This is a genomic window from Chryseobacterium sp. Leaf201 (genome assembly GCF_001421435.1).
GTDB lineage: Bacteria > Bacteroidota > Bacteroidia > Flavobacteriales > Weeksellaceae > Chryseobacterium.
The window spans coordinates 1-21,399 of record NZ_LMKA01000074.1 but is presented as its reverse complement, the minus strand read 5'-3'; the positions used below and the strand labels follow the sequence as shown (position 1 = coordinate 21,399).

The following is a 21,399-nucleotide window of genomic DNA, read 5'->3' as shown; positions in this document are numbered from 1 at the left end:
TTCAAAAGCACTTCTGAAAAGAGGTGCTTTTTTGGTTTAATGTTACAATTTAACACTCTTTCTTGAAAATCGGTCAGATATCATAACAGGTTAAACGTTTACATTTTTTAAATTCGTATAAAATTTAACACTATGACTTTCGGAATTGAAGCAGCCAGCTTTTATATACCTTCATTATATTTGGAAATTAAAGACTTGGCGGAGAAAAGAGGGATCGAACCTGCAAAGCTGGAAAAAGGATTGGGCCTGCATAAAATGGCACTTCCTGATGTGCATGAAGACGCAGCTACTTTTGCTGCGGAAGCTTTACTTAAATTAATAAAAGATTACCGTCTTAATCCCAAAGACCTATCCAGAATTTACCTGGGAACGGAAAGTGCTTTGGATGCTGCGAAACCTACAGCTTCTTATGCCATGCAGATGGTTGAAAAAGTACTGGAGCAGGAATTCGGGGAAAGGTGCTTTAAAAACTGTGACGTTGTTGATATGACTTTCGCCTGCATCGGAGCGGTGGATGCGCTTCACAATTCATTGGATTTCGTAAGAGCCAACCCTGATAAAAAAGCAGTGGTCATTGCCAGCGATTATGCCAAATACGAACTGGATTCTTCCGGGGAATACACGCAGGGCGGAGGTGCTGTTGCTGTTTTGGTTTCTGCAAAACCGGATTTACTGGAAATTGAAAACAACTGGGGCATTGCCACAGAAAGTGTTTTTGATTTTTTCAAGCCGAGGCGGAGTTTCAGTAAAGAGGACCTCATCAATGCGCCGGAAAATTTCCCGGATAAAATAGAAATTTTTACCGACGAGCCGGTTTTTGACGGGCAGTATTCCAATCAGTGCTACCAGGATAGAATCCGGGAAGCGTATGACCATTACAAGCAGGTTACCGGAAAAACAAAGCCTTATGAAAACTGGAAATACCTGATTTTCCATCTTCCGTATGCTTTTCACGGCAAAAGGGTGTTCACGGAAATTTACAGCCTGGAAAACGGACTTCCCTATTCAAATCCGGAAGAACAGAAAGCCGTGGCAAAATCACCGGAGTATATTCAGTTCATCAGTGATAAAATCGAAAAGTCTCAGAGGGCTTCATCAGAAATCGGCAACATGTATACGGCTTCTATTTTTATGGCTCTGCTTTCGGCCCTACAGGTTTCTTTTGATGAAAATGAAGAGCTGGCCGGAAAAGAAATCGGGTTTCTGGGTTACGGAAGCGGCTCCAAATCAAAAGTCTTTGCCGGGAGAATTTCGGAAAACTGGAAAACAGTGGCCGGGAAATGGAACCTGTTTGAAAGCTTAAAGAACAGAACCGCCATTGATTTTGAAACGTATGAAAAACTGCACCGGAAACAGTTGGAAAAATCCGTCAATGAAGATTATAAAGGCTTCGGATTAAAATATATCGAATCGCAAAATCCGGTTCTGAAAGGAGCAAGATATTATGAGGATCAAAAGTAAAACCAATAAAAAAAGTAAGCACTTCAGCCGGAGTGCTTATTTTTTATGAGTAATACCGTTAAGATAACAAAGGCTAAAATCGATAAATTAATAATCAGGTTTGCTTTCCTGCTGATTTTAACCCCTAATACATATTCGATAATATCTTTGGGTGGGATCATAATCAGTTGTTATTGATAAATATGATGTGATCCTGATAACTTTTAGGGGTGGTCCCTACCAGCTGCTTAAATACCCTTGTAAAATAATTGGTATCCGAAAACCCGGTCTGGTAAGCGGTTTCCTTGATGCTGTTCCGGCTTGCGAGCAGCTCTTTGGCCCTGGTTATTCTTTCGTACAGAATAAATTCGTTGGGGGAAGTGCCCAGCTCATCCTTAAACATTTTAAAGAAATTGGATTTGCTCACATACGCCATCTTTGCAATGCTGTCCACCGACAGTTTCTGATGAAGGTTTTTCCTAATGTAATCAACCACAAAACTGATCCTTGATTTGTGTTTGGCCCGGTTTTTTTCCACCATGCTCCTGGCCTGTGTCTGCATCAGGCGGATCAGCAGTTCCTTCAGTGCAAAATCTGCCATAATATCTTTTTGTGAATTGTCGTCCATGGCAATCCGCATAATGTTGTTGGTAGCAGAAGCCAGGGACGGATTATTGAAAAGGAAATATTCATCCAGCTCAATATTCCACTGCGATGTTTCATCGGCTTTCGGGCTGTAATAATTTAAATGGTTCAGGGAATCTTCAATAAATTCAGGGTTCAGCCTCAAAGAAATGCACTGTGACGGCGTTTCATCAGCTTCAGGAAAGTCAATCACCATCGTTTCCCCCGGTGCTACCAGCATGCTTTCTCCCGGAAGGTAATCAAAATAGCCGGTCTTGTTCTCCAGCTTCATGTGTTTTTTCCCGCGGAGCATGGCTGTAAAAGCGATGGTGTCAAAATGCAGTTTTACGTCAAAAGATGCCTGATGCGTTTCATAAATGCTGAATTCACAATTGCTCATATTGAATACAGTCTGGTTTTCAACCAGGTGCAACAGCTGGTTCTGACGCTTTAATTCAGGGGTATGGAGTAAAAATTTAGAATTGTTCATTGCTGAATAGGTTTGGTGCCTGTTTTACCCAAATATAAAGATTATCAGGCTAAGCAACTGTTAATGAAATGATAAAATTCGTGGTAGGCACGATTGTGAAGTTTTTTTGCACGATTGTGCTATACAATTAATATAGGGAACGGTACCTTAGGATCAGCAAAAATTAAAATTATTAAAATGAGTACAGTTACAGAACAGGAATCAGGAACCGTTTTACAGTGGCCTGAATTTAAAAGCAGATATGATAATTATATTGACGGAAAATACACGGCACCGGTAAACGGGCAGTATTTCGATGTGGTTTCTCCGGTGAACGGAAAAAATTTCACCCAGGCAGCACATTCGTCCAAAGAAGATCTGGAACTGGCTGTTAATGCCGCGGAAAAAGCATTCCAGACCTGGAAAGATACTTCATCTACCGAAAGAAGTATTATCTTAAATAAAATTGCCGACAGGATCGAGCAGAATCTTGAGTATCTGGCTACCGTGGAAACCATCGATAACGGTAAAGCGGTAAGAGAAACGCTGGCTGCAGATATACCGTTGGCAGTTGACCATTTCAGGTATTTCGCTTCCGTAATCAGGGCAGACGAAGGTTCTCATAATGAACTGGATAAAGATACCGTTTCCCTGATCGTTCATGAACCGCTGGGTGTCATTGCCCAGATCATCCCATGGAATTTCCCGATCCTGATGGCCGTATGGAAACTGGCACCGGCACTGGCAGCAGGGAACTGTGTGGTTCTGAAGCCGGCAGAAAGTACGCCGATTTCCATCCTGGTGCTAATGGAGCTTGTCGGAGACCTGCTTCCTCCGGGAGTTGTTAATATCGTTAATGGCTTCGGTGCAGAGCTTGGAAGGGCACTGGTGACCAATCCTAAAGTTAATAAGGCAGCATTCACGGGATCTACGGCTACAGGCCGTCTGGTAATGCAGTATGCTACGGAAAACATCATTCCGGTAACGTTGGAACTGGGAGGTAAATCCCCAAATGTTTTCTTCAGCTCGGTAATGGATGCAGATGACGAATTTTTGGATAAAGCTATTGAAGGTGCGGTCCTTTTTGCCCTGAATCAGGGTGAAATCTGTACCTGTCCGTCCAGATTACTGGTTCAGGAAGATATCGCCGATGCTTTCATGGAAAAAGTAATCGAAAGGGTAAAAGCGATCAAAGTAGGGAATCCGCTGGATAAAACGGTGATGATGGGGGCACAGGCTTCCAAGATCCAGAAAGATAAAATCCTTTCCTACATCCAGTTAGGAAAAGAAGAAGGCGCGGAAGTGCTCGTAGGAGGTGATGTCAGCCATATGGGTGAAGACCTTGAAAAGGGATATTACATCCAGCCTACCATCTTCAAAGGGAACAACAGGATGAGGATTTTCCAGGAAGAAATTTTCGGGCCGGTACTGGCGTTCACTACATTCAAGGATGAAGAAGAAGGTATTAAAATTGCCAACGATACCATTTACGGATTGGGAGCAGGGGTCTGGACAAGAGATGCACACCAGCTGTATAATGTTCCGCGTAAGATCCAGGCGGGAAGGGTTTGGGTAAACCAATACCATTCTTACCCTGCAGGAGCACCTTTCGGTGGATATAAGCAGTCGGGAATAGGAAGGGAGAACCATAAAATGATGCTGGACCATTACCGTCAGACTAAAAATATGCTGATTTCGTATAATAAAAACAAATTAGGGTTCTTTTAAATAAAGTTAGGGCGTGCCCGTTTTTTTGCCTCAGCTGATTTGGCCGGGGCAAAAACGGTCGGGCTATGCAGGGCTCCACTTCGTTTCGGTGCTCCGCTTCGCTCCGCACTCTTGCTTTCAGCAAGACCCTTTCTATCCCTCACGCAAAGTACAGGGTAATAGAAGACCGCTGTAAGGAACAGAAATTGTAATAGACTTACGTATAATGCTGAGGTAAATAACGATAATAAATTAAAGGTCCGGCTGAAATTAAAGGTCCGGACTTTTTTAACTTTCTACCCTATAATTAAAGACAGGCTAAAAGAGTCGCTTTATTTCAAAGGATGATCAGAAAATAGTGTCTTTATCATAAGCAGGTATCAAACCAATAAAAATCAGAGAATATGCAGACCACAATATCCAGAGTGTCCGTTACGGAAAAAGCCCTTGAAGTTATCTGGGAACTCGAAAAGAAGTACGGCGAACTCATGTTCTACCAGGCCGGAGGCTGCTGCGAAGGTACCCAGCCGCAATGTTTTGAAAAAGGAGGGTTCTTCCCGAGAATGAATGATGCCATGATCGGAACCATCAACGGCCATGAATTCTGGATCGACCGGGATCTTTTTGAATACTGGCAGTATTCACATTTTACACTGGATGTCACAGACGGTTTCGGGCCGGGCGGCTTTTCCCTGGAAACGCCGTTGGGGAAAACCTTTAAAGTGCATTATAAGCTTTTTACCAAAGAAGAATATGAAAACCTGGAACCGGTAAAACGGAGTGAATAATTGGATTATTTGTAATTTTTGAATTGCTTATTTTTTTGAAGCATAAAATTCACTTCTCTTTCAAAATCATATTTATCTCTTTTTATATTTCTTTTTAAAATAAAATACTTGCTGAGTACGATGATGCATGGAAAAGCAATAATGAAATAATTGTTATTATTTACAATCTCTGCTGTAGAAATAATTAGGAAAAGGAGAAGTGCTAAGATGGCAGTCACAAAATGGAAAATGAAAGGAGTAAAATTCCATCTGAATATATGTTGTATTATCTTTTTCTGAAATATTTCCTTTTATAATGCAATGAAAAATATTATAATCAAAAAAATGACTTCTCCTTTTAAGTATAAAATCGCTTTTATTAACAGTTCCCCTGTATTCAAATCTTGTAGGGATACCGTAATCAGGAATTAATGTGATGAATGCGGTATTAGTCTTATAAGTAATCTTTTTCAGACTTTCAGAGAAATCAGATTTTTCCATCTTAATATTAAAACTCAGATGGTCATATAAGCCTATAATTTTATAAAAGGAATCCATGTTAATTTCAATACAATTTAATGTGTTCTGTCTGTACAGTTAAACCTTCACAAACCGGTTCACAAACATCGAAGCCACGAGTTGTCCCACAGCATTAAGAACCGTGGCCAAAGGATCTACCAGTGTCCCGATGATCATCACTGCAGGAATCGCCTCCTGGGGTAATTTATAGACAGAGATCATCAGCATTTCACCGATATACCCGCCGTTCGGGATTCCGCCTGCCACAATGCTTACGAAAACCGTAATTCCCAAAGCCAGCAGAAGATTAACCGGATCAAAAAAATCCCTTCCGATGATCAGAAAAGCAACGTAAATTTTAATGATTGAAGACATTGAAGAACCGTTTTTATGCAAGGTTGTTCCGATAGGGATGACGATATTGGCCACCTGGTTCTGAACCCCGATTTTAGATGCCGCTACCAGATTCGCGGGCATTGTGGCAAAGCTGCTGCAGGTGCTCAGAGCGGTTAAAGTAGGATAAACAGCATTCGTCCAGAAACTTTTTACACCGTAACGGCCTTTGGCCATAAAAGCATACAGGGAAAAGAATACCAGGAAATACACGATGCCGGCTGCATAATACAGTCCCAGAGGCTTTGCATAGAACCCGAAGAGCTGAGGCCCAAGAGTAGCCACCTGATACGCAAAATAGGCACCGAGACCGATTGGCGCAATGTTCATGATCAGCATAAGCAGTTCTTTCATCACTTCATAGCCTGAAGCAATAAACATCCTGAAAGCGTGGCCTTTTTCACCTGCTTTTCTGGCAGCAAATCCTGTCATGAAGGCAAAAATCAAAAGGGCCAGCATATTCTGCCTTGAGAAAAGCTGGGTGAATTCCCCGACGGTAAAAAAACTGACAATCCTGTTTCCCCAGCTTTCATTATTTACCGCTTCTTCAACCACTGCTTTGCTTCCCGAAACGCCTGAAACCGGAAATAAATAGACCGCACCAATGGTAAAAACCGCGGCAGTAAGAATGAAAAAAAGAAAGGTAAAAGCCATGGTCACCATAATCTTCCCGAATTTCGACTGCTGCTCCAGTGAAGCAATAGAATTGGAAACCGCGAAGAACACCAGCGGGACCACACTCACAAAAAGGAGATTGAGAAAAATATCTCCCACAGGTTTTACATAATCAACAACACCGGGTGCTACAATTCCGAGAATGCTTCCGGCAATGATGCCCAACAGTAAAAGTAAAATGCCCGAGTAGTTTTTTATGACCTCTTTCATACAGCGCTTTTACTCAAAGATAGGTTTATTTTTAACATTCAGTTATATATTTTTCAGTCTTAAAATTCTTAAATTTGGGTAAAAAGGTTTCTATGGCTTATATAGATTACTATAAAATTTTAGGAGTAGACAAAAGCGCGACCCAGGACGACATTAAAAAAGCATACCGTAAACGGGCAAGAAAGCTGCATCCCGATCTTAATCCCAATGACAAGGAAGCGGAAAGACAGTTTAAGGAACTGAATGAAGCAAATGAAGTGCTCAGCAATCCGGGAAACCGGGCAAAGTATGATAAATACGGAGAACACTGGAAGCATGGTGAAGAATATGAAAAAGCGCAGCAGCAACAGCAAAGGCAGTATCAGCACGAAGGCGGAAATTTCAGCGGCGGGTTTTCCGGTGCGGATTTCGGGGAGGGCGAAGACTTTTCAGATTTTTTCCAGAGCATGTTCGGAGGTACGGGAGAGGGTTTCGGCAGAAGTTCAAGAGGAAGTGCCTCAGGAAAATTCAAAGGACAGGATGTGGAGGCAGAACTTACGCTGAGTTTAAAAGATGCAGCAATCACGCATCCGCAGACTTTTGATATTAACGGTAAAAAAGTAAGGATTACCATTCCGGCGGGAGTATATGACGGGCAGCAGATCAGGCTGAAAGGCCACGGAAGCCCGGGTTACAACGGTGGACCTGCCGGGGATTTATACATCACCTTCAACATTCCTGCAGACCCTGATTTTGAAAGGTCAGGCAATGACCTGAAAACAAAGGTAACCATTGACCTGTATACCGCCGTACTGGGCGGAGATGTAACGGTAAACACCCTCAGCGGAAGCGTTAACCTCAAAGTAAAGCCCGGTACGCAGAACGGAATTACCGTAAGGCTTAAAGGGAAGGGTTTTCCGGTGTATAAAAAAGACGGACAGTTTGGAGATTTATTTGTGACGTATGAAGTACAACTGCCGACCCATCTTAGCGAAAAGCAGAAAGAACTTTTTGAACAACTTAAAAATTCCTAGGCTATGAACGAAAGAATATCGAGGGAAGAGCTCGTAAAAATATACAATATAGAAATCACTTTTTTTGATGAGCTGGTAGATTCCGGCTTGCTGGATATCCATACGGAAAACGAAATCCGGTATCTGAGGTATGAAGATTTACCTTCTTTTGAAAGGTTTACCAACTGGCATTATGACCTTGAGATTAATCTTCCCGGACTGGAAGTGATCCACGAAATGCTCAGGAAAATGGATGATCTGAAACAGAAAAACCGCGAGCTGATGAACAAAATTTCTGCAATTAGTGAGAAATATGAGGATATTTAATTTAGTTTTGCAAAAGAACGGTTAAAGCCATTAAAAAATCCCAAGATGAATGACGATAAAATCATCAGTTTACAGATCAACAGGAAAGATTTTGAAGAAGTTTACTTCAGCGGTACTTCAGGAAGCCTGTTCTTTTCATCAGCTACAAAAGGAAAAACCGTTACCACGCTGATTGTTGGTCTTATTCTGGCCATTCTGTTCATCTTTAAAGATGATTTCAGCAAAGAAAAATTTGGGATTTTATATTTTGTCAGCTTTTTATTCCTGCTCTGTGTAATTTTCCTTTCTGTAGCCATTAATAAAGTCTCGCGATGGAAAAAGGAAGTTATTGCTTACCTGAAGACTTTGGAAAATGCAGAAATTTACCAGATTAAATTCAATAAAAAAATTTTCACGGTAAATATAAATAACGCGAAAGAAACCTGTCTCTGGACAGAATTTACTTCTGCGGAAGCCGGTGAAAAATTTATTGCTCTGGAAGGAAAATACAATTATATGTTTCCGCAGAAATCAATGAGTGCGGCAGACTATGAAATACTGAAACAGGCAGTGAAGAAAAATATTAAATAACAAAAAACTCAGAGTCAATGAATGCTCTGAGTTTTTATTTATAGATAGGAAGACTGATTAATCCAGCCAGCCCATTTCTTTCATCCACTCGTCATTGTAAATTTTTCCTACATATCTGGAACCGTGATCATGGAGAAGGACAACAATTACATCATTTTCCGTGAACTGATCTTTCATCTGGATCAGAGAAGCAATGGCGCTTCCCGCAGAATAACCGCAGAAGATTCCTTCTTCTTTAGCTAATTTTCTTGCATAAACAGCACCGTCCTTATCCGTTACTTTTTCAAAATGGTCAATAACAGCCATATCGTAATTTTCAGGAATAATATCTTCCCCGATTCCTTCCGTAACGTAGGTGTAAGCATGATCGTAGTGAAGCTCGCCGGTTTCGTGGTATTCTTTTAAGATAGAACCGTATGTATCTACACCGATTACTTTAATGTCCGGATTTTTCTCCTTGAAGAATGTTCCGCAGCCCGTAATGGTACCTCCCGTTCCGGCTCCTACTACAAAATGGGTCAGTTTTCCGTCCGTCTGTTCCCAGATTTCAGGAGCTGTTGATTCATAGTGAGCCGCTCTGTTGGATAAATTGTCATATTGGTTGACGTACCATCCGTTTTCCGTTTCTTTTGCCAGTCTTTTGGAAACCGAATAATAAGAACGCGGGTCTGTAGGCTTTACATCGGTAGGGCATACAATGACTTCTGCGCCTACGGCACGAAGGATATCACATTTTTCTTTTGACTGTTTAGAATTGGTTACAAAAATACATTTGTACCCTTTGATGATTGCGGCAAGCGCAAGGCCCATCCCTGTATTCCCGGAAGTTCCTTCAATAATGGTTCCTCCCGGTTTTAATCTTCCGTCCTTTTCAGCATCCTCAATCATTTTTACGGCCATCCTGTCTTTTACAGAATTGCCCGGATTGAACGTTTCTACCTTGGCCAGGACCAAAGCCGGAAAATCTTCGCCTAAAACCCTGTTAAGCTTTACCAGTGGCGTATTTCCGATCGTTTCAAGAATATTTTCTGCGTATTTCATAAATGTTTTATAAGCATGGCAAAGATACGGCTTTAAAATGATTATCAGAATTAAGGTTCACCTAAAGAATTGACCGTTAAAGTATAAACAATGAATGGCAGAATCTGATTTGTAAAGAAAGAGCCATTCATTCACAATTTTCATTTGATTGTTGATAAAATATAATTGTATAATTTTTTGAAGCTGTTTCCCGCTTTCCGTTGCAATCTTTTTCTTCAAAAAAGGATTTTCACCGTAATCGGGGCTAGGGCTTTTGCCGTTGTTTAGCTGTTTGTCATTGCGAGGAGCAGGAGCCTGGGACGAAGTAATCTCGATCTATAATAAACAGATTAGTTATAGACAAAAAATACTAAATCTGTTATTCCGTAGGAATTCAATATAGTAAAAAGCTTCGCTTAGATTCATGCGGAATGACAAACCTGATGATGTTGAATTGTCATAATCAAAGAAAGCGTAATCATTATTGACCTTTCAAAATTCCCAAATTAATTATACTTAATCGCCTTCACCGGAGAAATCTTGCTGATCAGGTAGCTCGGAATGATTAGGGCAAGCCCGGAAACTAAAAGGATGCCTGCTGAAATAGAGATAATGGCAATGGGATTTAAATCAACCGGCACGGTGCTCACATAATAGTTTTCAGGATTTAATTTGATCACACCGAAGAATTTCTGAATCAGAATCAGGCTTAGCCCGATCAGGTTTCCGCATAAAAGCCCCGGAATCATGATGATCAGTGTATAATTGATGAACGTTGCCCTGATCTGTCCATTGCTGGCTCCTAAAGTTTTCAATAAGCCAATGGAATTTGTCCTTTCAATGATCAGAATAAGGAGTACCATGATGATATTGATGACCACCACAATCAGCATGATGATGATGATCAGTGCAATATTCGTGTCAAAAATACTGATCCAGTCGGTGATCTGAGGGAATTTTTCGGTTGCTTTTTCCGCATAGTTTTTATAACCGATCAGCTTTTCAATTTCCGGAAAATCACGGTCAACATCATTTATATTTTTAAAAAAAATGTCAATTCCGCCCACTTCATCAGGCTTCATATCCTGAATTTTCCGCACATGGCTGATATCCCCGATGACAAACTGGTCATCGATCATTTTAATATCGGTTTTATAGATGCCTACCACTTCAAATTTCCTGTAGATAGGCTGCTGGTCGGTTTTTGAAAATACAGTAACAATGCTGTCCTTCAGTTTCAGGTGAAGGTCATTGGCCGTCTTTTGGGAAATGGTTACGCCATTGTTATAGCCGGTTCCGGTAATTTGCGGTGTATTTCCTGCCACTAAGAATTTTTTAAATCTCAGGCTGTCAAAATCTTTTCCAACCCCTTTAAAAATAATGCCTGCGAAATTGTGTTCATTCCGCATAATCCCGGTTACTGTTGCATACGTCTGTACAGACTGCACATCCGGCATTTCTTTGATTTTTTTTATGTCAAGCCCCTGGTTGTCAAGCACAGAAGTGTTGTAGGAAGAGTTTGACCGTGTGGATTTTACGGTAACATGCCCGCTGAAATCTGCCAGTCTCTCTTTGATCGCTTTTTTAGAACCGAATCCGGTAGAAACGGTAATCAGCGAAACGATAATCCCCAGAGCAACAGAAAGCCTTCCGATGAAGATGATCACCCGCGAGAGGTTATTTTTGTTATCTTTGGAAAACGCTATTTTTCTAGAGAAATATAAAGGAAATTTCAAGCTTATGAATTTAGATTTCAAAATTAAAAATTTACTTCTTATTTGCCTAATTTTTTTAGGAGTATTCAATCAATATTATGCCCAGTCTGATCATCACACGGAATTTAAAACCGGTGCAGACCAGCCTGAACTGTATCTGCCGCTGTTAAAGGGAAAAACCATCGGGGTGGTTACCAACCAGACCGGCCTGATGAAGGACAGAAGCCATGTTGTTGACTTTTTAGTAAAGAACGGAATAAAAATCCAGTCTATTTTTGCCCCTGAACATGGTTTCCGCGGTGATGCGGATGCCGGTGAAAAGGTAAAGAACGGGGTAGATGTAAAAACAGGAATCCCCATCGTTTCTTTATACGCAAACAACAAAAAGCCAAATCCCGAACAGTTAAAAGGGATTGATATTGTTGTTTTTGATATTCAGGATGTCGGGGTCAGGTTTTATACGTATATCTCAACATTGAGCTATCTGATGGAAGCCGGAGCGGAAAATAGGGTTGAGGTTCTGGTGTTGGACCGTCCCAATCCGCATGACGGCTATACGGACGGCCCGGTTCTGAAAAAAAAATGGTCAAGTTTTGTGGGACTGCACGAAGTACCTGTGGTGTATGGACTGACCATAGGAGAATATGGCAATATGGTAAACGGAGAAAAATGGCTGAAAAATGGAGTACAGGCAAAATATACGGTTATTCCGATGAAGAATTATCATAAGAAACAGCGTTACCCGATTTCAGATAAGCCTTCGCCCAACCTGCCGAATGACCAATCGATTAATTTATACCCGAGCCTGTGTTTCTTCGAGGGCACTCAGGTTTCAGTAGGAAGAGGAACGGATCTGCCGTTCCAGATTTACGGTTCACCCTGGACTACAGGCCTGCCTTACCAGTTTACTCCAAAGCCTAATTTCGGAGCCAAAGACCCTTTTTTAAACGGTAAACTTTGTTACGGCGAAAATCTTTCAACCTATAAAACCAATTTAAGAGAACTCAATTTGGAATGGGTGATTAATGCTTATAAGAACTATAAAAACCCACAGACAGATTTCTTCCTGAAAAATTTATGGTTTGATACCTTATCCGGAACTGATGAGCTGAGAAAACAGATCATCGCAGGGAAGTCCGTTTCTGAGATTAAAGCCTCCTGGAAACCGGGTCTGGAAATGTTTGAGAAGACCAGAAAAAAATATGTGATGTACGAAAACTGATGTACTAAAAAGCTAATAAAATTCGCCTGTAAATCATTAATTTACAGGCGAATTATTTTGTATATATTTAGGAATTATTGATCAGTCAAAATCCGGTGGTGGATTTTTATCGTTTTTCCCCCTGTTCATAATAACCAAGCCAATCGTTAAGCCGATTACGCCTGCACCTGCAATCATTAATGCCCTTTCTATTTTGTCCGGCTGGTCATTCCCCAGATAATTCATTAAAAATAAAATGGCAAAAGTAATGACACAGATAATAATGTGGTTTTTTCCGAATAACTTCATCGTTCTATTTTAATTTATACGAAATCATAACACCTCCCCGGTACGGAAGAATTTCTCCGCTTTTGTTGTAGCCTTTAGGAGAATCATATCGCTGTCCTGTTGTACGGTCATACCCTTTGTAAAAGTCCTGGGAGCTTCCAATGCCTGCATAAATATCCATATTCCATTTGTCGGCAAGCCTGAACTGATATCCTCCCGTAATACCAAATATAAGAGAATATCCTTTCTGATAAAGGTTTGAATTAATATAAGATATACCTGTTTGTTCATCTATAACAACATCGTCATTCCAGTAATTCCATTTTTGTGCGATGAAACGGGACCCTGCAATATTGGCTCCGACATACCAATGCTTAAATGCTTCATTAAAATAATACCTGCCTTCCACGGAAACTGAGTAATACTGCAGTTCATGTCCTGAAAAAGATTTCCAGGGAGAGATCAGAACATCGCCCTGCACTGTAATTTTTTTACTTAACTGATGTTCTAAAGCTACATTGATAACTCCGATGGGAATTAACAGTGCATTTCCTTTAATATAAACCCCTGTTTCACTATTCTGTTCCTGTGATTGTTCCTGAGCATTCAGGGTTCCCAGTAAAAATAAGGTCAGGAAGCCTGTAATAAACTTGATTTTCGACATCTTTTATTGTATTTCTTGTAATAGTTTCTCAGCTAACGAAGAGTCTTTCTGATTCTGGGCAGCCAGGTTTCTGGACATTTCAGCATATGTTTTTGCCATATCTTTTTTCCCGGTTAACGAGTAAAGTTTAGCCAGGATATAGGTGTTTTCCGATGTTTCGCCACGCATAACAGATTTTTCTGCCCATTCTGCGGCTTTCTTAAGTGATGCCTGCGTTTTGATATGTTCCGAAAATATCCATGCTGCTTTTAACAGCTCATTAGGTTCGAAGGCTTCTGTGTTTCTATAATAGGCCAGTGCTGCTTTTTCATATTCCGGAAAATTAGCATTCTGTTCGTAGTAACTTAATTTCGTCTGGTTAAGTTTTACTTCAGCATCATGTTTTCCAACCAGAGGTTCTGCCGTTTTCATGAAATACTCGCTGTTGATGATTTTATTCTGTGTATCAACAGACTGTTCCACCACCTTAGCCAGTTTCATCTGATTGTCAAATTCTTTGTAGGTTTCTTCAGGTAAAAACTTGATGATTTCAGCTTTCCTTTCTGTAAAAACTTTATAATTTTTATCTTCTGTAGATTTCAGGAAAAAAAACAAAAGCCCGACATCATCTTTGGTAAATTCCTCAGTTTTTTTCTTATTCTCAAAATACCTTTCCGAAGCCTTTTTAGCAAAATCAAAATCTGATGAAGAATTAAGCTTCATAATATTGATCAGGAATTCCGGGTCTTTTTCACCTTTTGCAAAGCGTTCTTTTAAAGATCCTTTTTTATTATTGGGAGAATTAATATCCTGAGCCATGGTAAGGAACATGCTCTCTTCCATGTATCCGAAGTTCTGTGAAACCAGCTCGCCGTCTCCGTTTAAAAATAAATAAGTAGGGTAGGAACGTACGCCATATTTAGCGGCAATTTCCCTCCCTTCACCTTTTTCCATATCAAACCGGGCATTGACAAAATTGGAATTGTAATAGTCTCCTACGGATTTTTTCGTAAAAACATTACGCTCCATCATTTTACAGGGCCCGCACCATGAAGCATAAGCATCGATAAATACAATTTTGTTATCTTTTTTTGCTTTGGCTACAAGTTCTTTAAACGGCAGTTCCTGAAACTGAATCGCTTCCTGGCCAAATACCGCAAGGGTAGAAAATAAAAATAATCCGGAGACAAACTTCTTCATTTTTTCAGATAAAATTTAAAAAGCGAAGATACTTATTTCCGTGAAACAGATGGTCTTTTTTACAATACAAGATGATGATATTAACGAAATTTTATTACTTATTGCTGTAAAAAAAGCCGGATAAAAATTATCCGACATTGCAAAAAATGATTGAGAAAGTTTAGAATGTATAATTATGCTCCGAGTTCCAATTGATTTTTAACCAGATTGAAATAATCGGATTTTTTTTCGACTAATGAATGATGGTTTCCCTGTTCTACAATTTTTCCATGTTTTAAAACAATAATCTGATCAGCATTTTTTACAGTTGAAAGACGGTGAGCGATGATAATAACAGTTTTGCCTTTAAAAAATTCCTGTAAATTATCATGGATCACTTTTTCATTTTCTGCATCCAGAGCAGAGGTTGCTTCATCAAATAGAATAAAATGAGGGTCTTTATAAACCGCTCTTGCAATCAATATTCTCTGTTTCTGTCCGCCCGATATACCATTTCCGGAAGCTCCGATTTTAGTGTTAAGTCCTAAAGGTAATTCATCGACAAATGATTGTATATTAGCAATATGCAAAGAATGCTGTAATTTTTTATAATCAATTATTTCATCGCCTGTTGCTATATTTCTTTCAATAGTGTCAGAAAAAATATGTCCGTCCTGCATTACAGCCCCACAGTTTCCTCTCAGGTCTTTTGGAGATATTTCTTTAAGGTTGGAGTGGTTAAAATAAATGTCGCCCTGTGTAGGTTCATAAAATTTCAAAAGTAATTTGATCAGCGTTGTTTTTCCGCTTCCGCTTGCACCTACGATAGCTGTTATTTTACTTTCAGGAACAAAAAGGTTAATATCTTTAAGTACATAAGGAGATTGGGGCCCTTCATACTGAAACGATATATTTTTGAAATAGATTCCTTTCTCAATACCATTCTGGCGTATATAGTTTTCATTCATCAGCGGAAGCAGATTTTTCTGTTCTTCTTCCGGATGGGTTTGCACTTCATATAAACGCGACAGACTCAATTTTGCTTCCTGCATGGAGCGGAAAAAGGTAATGAGCTGGCTAACCGGATTATTCATCTGCCCGATAATGTAAGAGACACTTAACAATGCTCCCAATGTCATACTGCCTTGAATAACAAATGAGGCGGAAAGAAATATAACTACAATATTTTTTAATTGATTAAGGAAATCAAAGCCGGAGAGCTGAATCTGGTCAACTTTTAAAATTCTTAAGTTGATTTTGAATAATTTCTGCTGTATATTTTCCCATTCTTTACGTTTATATTCTTCAAACTTATTAAGTTTCATTTCAGAAATACCGTTGATAATTTCATAAATAGATTCCTGGTTTTCACTTTTCTCCTGAAACCGGTAATAATCTAAAATTTTTAATTTTTTAAGCCAGTATAAAGACCATATAACAGACAGCGCAGTAAGCGTGAAATAAGTGGCTAAAATTCTAAAATCATAACTCCAGAGAACAATAAAAAAAACGGAAAATGTAAACACAGAAAAAATAGTAATGAGACTGTTTGAAGTAAGGAATAGTTCTATTTTCTCGTGATCCTGTATTCTTTGATTGAAGTCCCCCATAAATTTTGTTTCGAAAAATTTAATTGGCAGGCTCATCAGTTTTTTTAAGAAATCTGAAATGATACTGATATTCAGGCGACTTCCCACATACAGCATAATCCAGTTTCTGAAAATACCCAGAACAATATTGCCTACAAAAAATGCAAGCTGGGCCATAAGGATATAGGTAATGATACCCATATTTTTTTTGCTGACTCCATCATCAATCAGTTTTTGTGTAAGAATAGGGAACGCTAGGGTAGTTACTGTTCCTAATAATAATATTAATGATAACCATAAAAACTGCTTTTTATGCGGTCCCAGATAATTATAGATATAGCTGAGTGATACCTTTTGGTCCGGAATATTTTTATTCTGAAAGAATAAATCGGTAGGTTCTAATAAGAGGGCTACTCCTTTATCTGTGTTTTTCTGCCAGGACTTTTTAAACGTTTCTTCTGTTAGTTTGAGTATTCCGTGGGCAGGATCGGCAATAGTATAAATTTTTCTTCTGTTGAACAGTGGGTTTGATATCTTGGTAAGCACAACGAAATGGTTCTGGTTCCAATGTAAGATACACGGGAGGAATTCGTTGTTTAAATCCTCAACGGAGATCTGGGTGGCCAATGTTTTAAATCCAATTTTTTCTGCAGCATTATTGATGGCAAGTACTGAAACGCCTTCCCGTGAAGTAAAACAATGGTCACGCAAATATTGCAGGCCGTATGCTTTGCCATAATATGAAGTAATCATGGCTAAGCATGAGGGCCCGCAGTCCATTTTGTCATGTTGAGGAATAAATTTCATTAGTTTTCTTCTTCTAATAAAATGTTTTCAGCTTCTTGTATTACAGTACGGGATTCTCCTGAAATCTCGATTCCTTTTTTATCATAGATCATTGAGAGAAAGTAAAGCCCGGCTTCTATAGGCCATTCAATCTCAAGATTTTTTAACAATTCTGATACTTTCCAGGTTTTGTGGGTATTCAGGTTGTCAACAATATTTATCAACTCAGGATGATATCGCATATCTATTTTTGTACCTCTTACATAAAGATAAAACTGCTCTTTTTCTTCATCGACCTTATAGATCATTTTAAAAGGTTCGTTAGTATAGATTTCCTTTTCAAGCAGGAATTCATAATCATCTACATTATATTTATCTTCTTTCTCTCTTGATTGAGGCGGAGCCTGCCAGCCGGCATTACTCAATAAGCCATGTTTAAATTCGTTATAAAAATATTTGAAGAAATCTCGGGTGGAGCCATTTAGAATCTCTTCATCAAGCTTCAAAATAGAAAGAAACTCCTCAAATGTATCGTTGTTTTCCAGAAAATTATGTTGCGGAGCAATTATATCTTTATTTTCGTGGATATAATCCCGGTAGAATGTATTCAGGATCCTGTCAAAGAATTTAACTTTTGAAGGATTATTAAACCAGAAGGTAACCCCGATAGATAAGTCATCACTTTTCCCGATATGAAATTTATCCCATGGCATAAAAAATAGGTCTCCTGTTCCGAAATCATATTTTTCTGCATGTTCCAGTAAAGGTTCGATCTCAAAATTATTATGTTTTGTACCTGTTAAGTCTTTATATTTTTCCTGATCCCAGATATACATTGTTTTATCCCCGGGTCCTAAGTGGAAATGCAGTACATTTTCACCTTTGTGGTCCTGATGTATTCCCAATGGCGTCCATCCATAATTTCCGATAAAAACAGTAACGTCTACCCCTGTTGCCGGTATACCGATAATCTCAAGAAGGGGTTCCGTAATCATTCTCAGTTCCTTTGAAATAAAACCTGAATGTCTCTCTAAAAAGTTGACAATCAGACCGAATTTTTCCTTGAAAGCCCTGTTACAGTAGTCAATTATTTCCTCATTTTCTAAAGGAGGATTTTTATATAATTCGTCAATAAATTCAGAATTTTCTTTGCCTTTTCCCTGAGACGGAAAATACAATCTGAAACCATCGAGATCTTTTGTTTTGAATCTGTTGGTAAGACCTTCAACCACTGCGTTTTTCAGCTTCATAACAAGATCTTCCGGAATTACATTTTTAATAACGCATGTCTGTGTAAAATTCTTGTTGGTATCGATAAATTGTTGCCAAAAATCTTTGTTAAACTCTTTATTGCTCATATTGTAATATTTTGATGATGAAAAGAAAGGTAATAGAGAAATAAATTTTCTCTATTACCTGTTTGTTTACAAGCCGATCACACGCTGAACTTGCTGAACTACTTGCTGACGTACTTGTTGTACTACAACACCATCGGCTGCTTCTGCTTCACCGAAACCTCCTCTTAATTGATTTTGTTCAAGTGGGGAAAGAGTTTTTACTTTTAAGAACTCTTTTGCATTGAATTTTGCTTTTTTCATGATAATAAAATTTAAAAATGATTTGTTTGTGGATCAAAGTTTATCGACATTCGCTCCTTCGCTGGTCTCTTCTTGCAAGAAATATTTTGTAGTCGAATCAATTTCTTCTTGGTTTCGGTTACTCTTTCAGTATGAATTTTTCTAATTTTCACTGAAATTACAAGTGAGATTGAACAGATCAATTGATTTTCTTAATAATTAAATTTTTTGAATATTTTTCAGCTCCATCTGTTTTATTTTTAAGTAAAAGAATAGCTTAAGGTATTTGATTCGAGAGCAGGGTTAAGAATCGGATGGGTATGAATATCGCATACATCATTAATCAGATATTCATGTTTATGATAAAACTTGATAAGATTATCATATACTAAGAGAACAGGGATGGTTTCAGAGCCCAGATAATATTTGGGTGTGCCTATTATTACGGGCTCTATTCCCATCAGATATAATGTTTTTAATAGTTTGCTATCACATTCCGCAAAGGCTATGTTTTTTTCTTTTTCGCATACGATTCCTATGGCGAGAGCCATTAATTTTTTTAGAGGAAGCAGCCCTTCATTCTTTCTGATGGCAAATCTTCCGATATGCCAGATTTCACCCTCGAAATTTTTTTCAATTACCTGAAAAGGATGTATTGAAAATATTTTTTCTAAAGGCAGCAGATCACAATAATTCCATTTTAGGGCCCTGATCGTTCCGATTAAAGTATCCTGTGAATCCTGTAGGGCAAAGACCAGTGAATTTTTTCTGTAATATATTTCTTCTTCATAAACAGCTTTTGTTTTCTGATCTGAAAATACATTGGTTTGGTAGTGATGGGAATAATTTTCTTTAATAATGAATTCTGCCAATTTCCTGTAATCAAAATCGGATGTCAGAATATTTATCTTGCCCATGGGAATTATTTTTTATAAATTTATAGGGATTGATTTTGTCCTGTGCTACACTTAAGTGTAGAAGTTTCATGAAAACTCAATATTTGATAAAAAAACGATAACCAAACTTAAAGATATGAGTGAAAATGTGAATGATTTCTTTTTCCCAAAAAATACCGTTGGAAATATTTCCGTTGAGGAAAAAGATCAGCTCAAAAATTATTTACAGGTAACAGAAGCTTTTGCCAGGGTAAGTTATATGAGTATTTATATTATTGATTACCAAAACAGGAATTTTGAATACGTTTCAGATAATCCTTTGTTTCTGTGCGGACATTCCGCGGATGAGGTAAGAAAAATGGGATATGACTTTTATTTTAAATATGTTAAAAAAGATGATCTTGACCTTCTGCTTAAAATAAATCAGGCAGGTTTTGATTTTTATGAAAGAATTCCTGTTTCAGAAAGGAAGCTATATACCATTTCTTATGATTTTCATCTTTTGAATAAGGACAAAGCTGTTTTAATCAACCATAAACTGACGCCGCTTTTTCTTACCGAAGCCGGAAAAATCTGGAAGGCAATGTGCCTCGTGTCACTTTCTACCCATACAGATTCCGGAAATATAACTGTTTTCAAACAGGGCAATAATGAATTCTGGAGCTATGATGTTAAGGAAGATATCTGGAGAAATGAGGAAAAGGTAAAACTCAATGAACGCGAGCTTGATATTCTGAGATATTATGCACAAGGCTATACCATTAATGAAATTGCAGAAAAGATTTTTATTTCTCCCGATACCATTAAATTCCACAGAAGGAAACTGTTTGAAAAGATGCAGGTAAATAATATCTCCGAGGCTTTATCCTATGTAACCAATAATAAGCTTTTATAAGAGAATAGACTTTATATAATACTCTGGAAATGTTTTGATTTCTTGTTGCGTGGTAATCAGGTAGAGCAGTTGTGTACAAATCCCGCCTAGTATCCAGGAGGCTACGGAAAGCTGGGGAGGCGAAAGTTTTTCCTCTTCATTAATGTAAGCATCAAGTGTACTTTCAAGCCAGTTGTAATTTTTGTCTTTAGACTTTAAATCCTTAATGATGAATTTCACCATTTCCAGTTCATTGAAATTGCTGCTGACTGAATGTAAATTCTCAGAATCAGGAGTGATAACAGCCACTAACCCGGCCCAGCCCAAGTTATATGGATGCAGAACAACAATATCTTTTTCCTGACAAAGCTGATCAAAATATAAAGGAATATCAGAAGTGAAATCCAAGGCATTAATTGCGATTTTATGATCTTTTATTAAAGTATTGATATTGTTGTGATCAATATACTCTGTATGAAATTTTATATCTGCATCAGGATTGATCTCTTTCAGTCTTTTGAATAATCTTTCGGCTTTAAAAAATGAAATATCATTTAAAGTATAATTTTGTCTGTTAAGATTTGATCGTTCTACAATGTCGCCGTCAACAATCGTCAGTTTTTCAAAGCCGAATCTCAGTGCACATTCAGCGATATTACTGCCGATTCCACAGCCTGCAATTAAGACAGGATATGTTTTAATAGTATTTTGTTCTTCTTCTGTTAAGTAGATTCTGTTTCTCTGGTATAATTCCTCCACGGCTTATTTAAGTTTTATGGTTATTGAATAAATATATAATTATTTACCGAGAATGGATTCAGATTAGTTTGGATATTACGGATCAATCTCAAAACTTGGGGAGAAAAAGAAATATTGATAATTTTGAGGAATGTTAAACGATGCCGAACTCCTCAAATTATTTTTACCTGAACTCTTGA

The 21,399-nt window shown here is 38.4% G+C and carries 20 protein-coding genes; 8 read left to right on the top strand and 12 right to left on the bottom strand.

What is annotated here, in order from left to right:
- Positions 1–132 precede the first annotated feature (132 nt).
- Positions 133–1,461 (top strand): hydroxymethylglutaryl-CoA synthase family protein, encoded by a 1,329-nt coding sequence (locus ASE55_RS10745; RefSeq protein ID WP_056219084.1) that lies wholly within the window; start codon positions 133–135, stop codon positions 1,459–1,461.
- Between the two features lie 163 nt (positions 1,462–1,624).
- On the opposite strand, the gene ASE55_RS10740 is transcribed toward ASE55_RS10745, so the two are convergent.
- Positions 1,625–2,554, bottom strand: a complete 930-nt coding sequence (locus ASE55_RS10740; RefSeq protein ID WP_056219081.1) for an AraC family transcriptional regulator — start codon at positions 2,552–2,554, stop codon at positions 1,625–1,627.
- 177 nt (positions 2,555–2,731) lie between these two features.
- Between ASE55_RS10740 and ASE55_RS10735 the strand changes: the two genes are divergently transcribed.
- On the top strand, positions 2,732–4,261 hold the full coding sequence (locus ASE55_RS10735) for an aldehyde dehydrogenase family protein (RefSeq protein WP_056219136.1): 1,530 nt from the start codon (positions 2,732–2,734) through the stop codon (positions 4,259–4,261).
- Positions 4,262–4,644: 383 nt separating this feature from the next.
- A complete protein-coding gene (locus tag ASE55_RS10730) occupies positions 4,645–5,028 on the top strand; it encodes a DUF779 domain-containing protein (protein ID WP_056219078.1) in 384 nt (127 codons plus the stop codon).
- Positions 5,029–5,604: 576 nt separating this feature from the next.
- Here ASE55_RS10730 and ASE55_RS10720 read toward each other — a convergent pair.
- The gene (locus tag ASE55_RS10720; RefSeq protein WP_056219071.1) at positions 5,605–6,804 is read right to left on the bottom strand and encodes a dicarboxylate/amino acid:cation symporter; all 1,200 of its coding nucleotides are present in this window, start codon (positions 6,802–6,804) and stop codon (positions 5,605–5,607) included.
- A gap of 92 nt (positions 6,805–6,896) precedes the next feature.
- Here ASE55_RS10720 and ASE55_RS10715 point away from each other — a divergent pair, with 92 nt between their 5' ends.
- The 3 genes from ASE55_RS10715 to ASE55_RS10705 are packed head-to-tail and all read left to right on the top strand — an operon-like array spanning position 6,897 to position 8,693.
- The gene (locus ASE55_RS10715; protein WP_056219132.1) at positions 6,897–7,817 is read left to right on the top strand and encodes a DnaJ C-terminal domain-containing protein; all 921 of its coding nucleotides are present in this window, start codon (positions 6,897–6,899) and stop codon (positions 7,815–7,817) included.
- 3 nt (positions 7,818–7,820) lie between these two features.
- Positions 7,821–8,123 carry a chaperone modulator CbpM gene (locus tag ASE55_RS10710; protein ID WP_056219069.1) on the top strand — a complete coding sequence of 101 codons (303 nt, stop codon included), beginning with the start codon at positions 7,821–7,823 and terminating at the stop codon, positions 8,121–8,123.
- A 45-nt stretch (positions 8,124–8,168) separates the two neighbouring features.
- Complete coding sequence (locus tag ASE55_RS10705) at positions 8,169–8,693, top strand: hypothetical protein (protein ID WP_056219065.1); 525 nt, start codon at positions 8,169–8,171, stop codon at positions 8,691–8,693.
- Positions 8,694–8,750: 57 nt separating this feature from the next.
- On the opposite strand, the gene ASE55_RS10700 is transcribed toward ASE55_RS10705, so the two are convergent.
- Complete coding sequence (locus ASE55_RS10700) at positions 8,751–9,734, bottom strand: PLP-dependent cysteine synthase family protein (protein ID WP_056219062.1); 984 nt, start codon at positions 9,732–9,734, stop codon at positions 8,751–8,753.
- Between the two features lie 485 nt (positions 9,735–10,219).
- Positions 10,220–11,449, bottom strand: a complete 1,230-nt coding sequence (locus ASE55_RS10695) for an ABC transporter permease (protein ID WP_056219059.1) — start codon at positions 11,447–11,449, stop codon at positions 10,220–10,222.
- A 4-nt stretch (positions 11,450–11,453) separates the two neighbouring features.
- On the opposite strand from ASE55_RS10695, the gene ASE55_RS10690 reads away from it, so the two are divergent.
- Positions 11,454–12,650 carry an exo-beta-N-acetylmuramidase NamZ domain-containing protein gene (locus ASE55_RS10690; RefSeq protein WP_056219130.1) on the top strand — a complete coding sequence of 399 codons (1,197 nt, stop codon included), beginning with the start codon at positions 11,454–11,456 and terminating at the stop codon, positions 12,648–12,650.
- Positions 12,651–12,731: 81 nt separating this feature from the next.
- On the opposite strand, the gene ASE55_RS10685 is transcribed toward ASE55_RS10690, so the two are convergent.
- The 7 genes from ASE55_RS10685 to ASE55_RS10660 all read right to left on the bottom strand — a co-directional run bounded on the left by ASE55_RS10685 (position 12,732) and on the right by ASE55_RS10660 (position 19,608).
- The gene (locus ASE55_RS10685; protein WP_056219056.1) at positions 12,732–12,938 is read right to left on the bottom strand and encodes a hypothetical protein; all 207 of its coding nucleotides are present in this window, start codon (positions 12,936–12,938) and stop codon (positions 12,732–12,734) included.
- A 4-nt stretch (positions 12,939–12,942) separates the two neighbouring features.
- The gene (locus tag ASE55_RS10680) at positions 12,943–13,581 is read right to left on the bottom strand and encodes a DUF3575 domain-containing protein (protein WP_056219053.1); all 639 of its coding nucleotides are present in this window, start codon (positions 13,579–13,581) and stop codon (positions 12,943–12,945) included.
- A gap of 3 nt (positions 13,582–13,584) precedes the next feature.
- Entirely contained in the window at positions 13,585–14,760 is a 1,176-nt protein-coding gene (locus ASE55_RS10675) for a thioredoxin family protein (protein WP_056219051.1), read from the bottom strand.
- Between the two features lie 173 nt (positions 14,761–14,933).
- Complete coding sequence (locus ASE55_RS10670; protein ID WP_056219048.1) at positions 14,934–17,135, bottom strand: peptidase domain-containing ABC transporter; 2,202 nt, start codon at positions 17,133–17,135, stop codon at positions 14,934–14,936.
- The gene (locus tag ASE55_RS10665; protein WP_056219044.1) at positions 17,135–18,472 is read right to left on the bottom strand and encodes a hypothetical protein; all 1,338 of its coding nucleotides are present in this window, start codon (positions 18,470–18,472) and stop codon (positions 17,135–17,137) included. Before ASE55_RS10665 ends, ASE55_RS10670 begins: the two co-directional genes overlap by 1 nt.
- 66 nt (positions 18,473–18,538) lie before the next feature.
- The gene (locus ASE55_RS20330; protein WP_157844646.1) at positions 18,539–18,712 is read right to left on the bottom strand and encodes a hypothetical protein; all 174 of its coding nucleotides are present in this window, start codon (positions 18,710–18,712) and stop codon (positions 18,539–18,541) included.
- 239 nt (positions 18,713–18,951) lie between these two features.
- Complete coding sequence (locus ASE55_RS10660) at positions 18,952–19,608, bottom strand: hypothetical protein (RefSeq protein WP_056219041.1); 657 nt, start codon at positions 19,606–19,608, stop codon at positions 18,952–18,954.
- A gap of 115 nt (positions 19,609–19,723) precedes the next feature.
- On the opposite strand from ASE55_RS10660, the gene ASE55_RS10655 reads away from it, so the two are divergent.
- The gene (locus ASE55_RS10655) at positions 19,724–20,482 is read left to right on the top strand and encodes a response regulator transcription factor (protein ID WP_056219037.1); all 759 of its coding nucleotides are present in this window, start codon (positions 19,724–19,726) and stop codon (positions 20,480–20,482) included.
- Here ASE55_RS10655 and ASE55_RS10650 read toward each other — a convergent pair.
- Entirely contained in the window at positions 20,477–21,220 is a 744-nt protein-coding gene (locus ASE55_RS10650) for a ThiF family adenylyltransferase (RefSeq protein ID WP_056219034.1), read from the bottom strand. The genes ASE55_RS10655 and ASE55_RS10650 overlap by 6 nt on opposite strands.
- Positions 21,221–21,399: the final 179 nt, after the last annotated feature.